The 3,692-nt window shown below is 67.9% G+C and carries 3 protein-coding genes; all 3 read right to left on the bottom strand.

The genetic code is table 11. The annotated features are described in order from the left end of the window. A partial coding sequence (glyS, locus tag FKP22_RS23915; RefSeq protein ID WP_141290172.1) for a glycine--tRNA ligase subunit beta occupies positions 1-1,680 on the bottom strand: 1,680 nt, incomplete at its 3' end. A 5-nt stretch (positions 1,681-1,685) separates the two neighbouring features. Further along, on the bottom strand, positions 1,686-2,639 hold the full coding sequence (gene glyQ, locus FKP22_RS23920) for a glycine--tRNA ligase subunit alpha (protein WP_141290170.1): 954 nt from the start codon (positions 2,637-2,639) through the stop codon (positions 1,686-1,688). Between the two features lie 84 nt (positions 2,640-2,723). Then, a partial coding sequence (gene lnt, locus FKP22_RS23925) for an apolipoprotein N-acyltransferase (RefSeq protein ID WP_170201049.1) occupies positions 2,724-3,692 on the bottom strand: 969 nt, incomplete at its 5' end.

Genomic DNA, 3,692 nt, shown 5'->3' on the forward strand with positions numbered 1-3,692 from the left:
GCGCAGGCCCACGGCCAGGCGGTCGGCCAGGAAGGTGCCTAAAGCGGCGCTCGGGTCCTGGATCAGCTCGCCGAAGACCGGCACCGCGGCCTTGACCAGTGCCGGCAGTTCCAGCGACAGGTTCTTCTCGATCAGCAGCCGGATCACGCCCAGCGCATGGCGGCGCAGTGCAAACGGGTCCTTGTCGCCGGTGGGCAGCTGGCCGATGCCGAACAGGCCGATCAGCGTCTCCAGCTTGTCGGCCAGCGCCAGCACCGTGCCGGTGTGGTTGCGCGGCAGCGCGTCGCCGGCAAAACGCGGCTTGTAGTGGTCCTCGATGGCGATGGCCACGCCGTCGCGCAGGCCCTCGGCCCGGGCGTAGTAGCCGCCCATGATGCCTTGCAGCTCGGGGAACTCGCCGACCATGTCGGTCAGAAGATCGGTCTTGGCCAGCAGCGCAGCTTCGTGGGCCTTGTGTTCGAGCATGTCCAGCTCGTCCTTGGCCAGCACGGTGTACGGGTACACGGCCATGCGCAGCTGCTGCACGATCTCGTGCGCAATGCGGGCCACGCGCTCGCTGCGCTCGCCCTGGGTGCCGAGCTTGCCGTGGTAGACGACCTTGGCCAGGCCCGGCACGCGCGAGGCCAGCGTCTTCTTGCGGTCCTGGTCGAAGAAGAACTTGGCGTCGGCCAGGCGCGGGCGCACCACGCGCTCGTTGCCACCGATCACCGCGCTGGCGTCTTCGGGGCTGATGTTGCTGACCAGCAGGAAGCGGTTGGTCAGCTTGCCGTGGCCGTCGAGCAGTGGGAAGTACTTCTGGTTGGCCTTCATCGTCAGGATCAGGCATTCCTGCGGCACGGCCAGGTACTCGGCCTCGAACTGGCAGGTCAGCACGTTCGGCCGCTCGACCAGCGCCGTCACTTCGTCCAGCAGCGCGTCGTCCTCGATGGGCTTCAGGCCGAGCTTGGCGGCGGCGGCATCCAGCTGGCGGCGGATCTCGTCGCGCCGCTCGTCGAAGCTGGCGATCACTGCACCCTGCTCGCGCAGCTGCGTGGCGTAGCTGTCGGCGCTGTTGAGCACCACCGGGCTGACGGCAGCCTCGAAGCGGTGGCCTTGCGTCTCGCGGCCGGCCGTGAGGCCCAGCGCCGCGAGCTTCAGCACCTGTTCGCCATGCAGCGCGACCAGGCCGTGGGCCGGGCGCACGAACTTGACGTCGCTCCAGCCGTCGGCCAGCTGGTAGGTCATGACCTTGGGGATGGGCAGCCTGGCCAGCGCTTCGTCCAGTGCCTTCTGAAGGCCGGGCTCCAGCGCCACGCCTTCGGCCTGCATGTCCAGGAACAGGGTTTCGGCCTTGCCGTCCACCCGGCGCTGCAACTGGGGCAGCACCTCGGCGCCCAGGCCCAGCGCCTGCAGCTTCTTCAGCAGCGCGGGCGTGGCTTCGCCCGTCGCCGTCAGCGCGACGGCGACCGGCATCAGCTTGTGCTGCACCGGCTTGTCGGCCGCCTTGGCAGCGACTTCCGTCAGGTGCAGCGCCAGCCGGCGCGGCGAGGCATAGGCGGTGGCCACGCTGGTGGCCGTGGCCAGGCCTTGCGCCTTCAGGCTGTCGGCCAGCGTGCCGGCAAAGGATTGGCCGAGTTTCTTCAGCGCCTTGGGCGGCAGTTCCTCGACGAAGAGTTCGACGAGCAGGTTCTGGGTGGTCATGGTGCTCAAGCCGCCTTCTTCGAATCGTTTTTCCTGGCTTCCGCTTCGGCCTTGGCCACCAGCTGGGCCTGCACCTCTTCGGCCCAGGCCTTGGGCGCCATCGGGAAGCCCAGGCGGGCGCGGCTGTCGAGGTAACCCGCGGCCACGGCGCGCGCCAGGTTGCGAATGCGGCCGATGTAGGCGGCGCGCTCGGTCACGCTGATGGCGCCACGCGCGTCCAGCAGGTTGAAGGTGTGCGCCGCCTTCAGCACCTGCTCGTAGGCCGGCAGCGCCAGCTTCGCGCCGATCAGCTGCTGGGCATTGCCCTCGTGCGCGCCAAAGGCGGTCAGCAGGAACTCGACGTTGCTGTGCTCGAAGTTGTAGGTCGACTGCTCGATCTCGTTCTGCAGGAACACGTCGCCGTATTTCAGGCCGTCCGTGTACACCAGGTCATAGACGTTCTCGACGCCCTGCAGATACATCGCCAGCCGCTCCAGCCCGTAGGTGATCTCGCCGGTGATGGGTTTGCAGTCGATGCCGCCGACCTGCTGGAAGTAGGTGAACTGGGTGACTTCCATGCCGTTGAGCCAGACCTCCCAGCCCAGTCCCCAGGCGCCCAGCGTCGGGTTCTCCCAATCGTCCTCGACGAAGCGCACGTCGTTTTTCTTCAGGTCGAAGCCCAGCGCTTCGAGCGAGCCGAGGTAGAGCTCCAGGATGTTGGCCGGTGCGGGCTTGAGCACGACCTGGAACTGGTAGTAGTGCTGCAGCCGGTTCGGGTTGTTGCCATAGCGGCCGTCCTTGGGGCGGCGGCTGGGCTGCACATAGGCGGCCTTCCACGGCTCGGGGCCGAGCGCGCGCAGGAAGGTGGCGGTGTGGCTGGTGCCGGCGCCAACCTCCATGTCATAGGGCTGCAGCAAGGCACAGCCTTGCTGGCCCCAGTAGTCCTGGAGGCGAAGAATGAGTTGCTGGAAGCTGAGCATGGTGGGCACAGGAAGCGGCGGCCACGCGCGCCGCAGCGCATGACCAAGCCTAGGAGCCGCAGGACGGCATCAGGAGAATCGATTCTAAGTGTCGGCTGCAGAGGCGCGAGTGGGGGATGTGCCCTCCCGCCGCGGCATCACGCGAGCCGCCAGCAGCACAAGCGCCACCAGTGCCCACAGCGGCCACAGCCCGCAGCGGCTGAGCCAGCGCGCATACGGCGTGTCGCCCTGGCGGCCCTGCACCGTCACGTCCAGCACGCCGGTGGTCCAGCCGGGCAGCGCCTGGGTGACGACGCCGTGGTGGTCGATGGCCGCCGTCATGCCGGTGTTGGTCGCGCGCACCAGCGGGCGCTGGAATTCCATCGCCCGCAGCTGCGAGAACTGCAGGTGCTGCTCCTGCATCATGTGCTTGCCGAACCAGGCCAGGTTGCTGGCGTTGACGAACATCGTGGCCGACTGCGGACCAACGGCGCTGCCGGCAAAGTCCTCGCCGAACAGGTCTTCGTAGCAGATCAGCGGCCGCACGCGCTGGCCGCCGACCTCGAACACCGCCTCGTTGGTGCCGTGCGCCTGGTCGCCCAGGGGGATCTGCATCAGCTCGACGAACCAGCCGAAGCCCGGTGGGATGAATTCGCCAAACGGCAGCAGGTGTCGCTTGCCATAGCCGTAGAAGGAACCGCTGGCGAGTTGCCGGGCCGAGACACCGGCCATTGAGTTGACATAGCCTTGCTGCGCGTCACCCAGGAAGGTGCCGATCAGGGCGGCGCGCTCGCCCTGCGAAAACGGCTGGACCAGCGAGGCCCAGTAGGCCGGGTCCAGGTCGGCCCGCGGCACCGGCAGCACGGATTCGGGTGTGACAACCAGTTGGCCGGTCGCGCTCAGCAACTGCGCCTGCAGCGAGGCCATGTTCTCGCCAAAGCGCTCGGGGTCGAACTTGATGTCCTGCGGCACGTTGGGCTGCAGCAGGCTGACCGTCAACTCGCCGGCGGGCTGGGTGAAGTCCTTCGGCGCCAGCCAGCCGAACACCGGCAGCAGCAGCGCTGCAACCAGCAA

The organism is Ideonella azotifigens, assembly GCF_006519715.1.
Taxonomy (GTDB): domain Bacteria; phylum Pseudomonadota; class Gammaproteobacteria; order Burkholderiales; family Burkholderiaceae_C; genus Ideonella; species Ideonella azotifigens.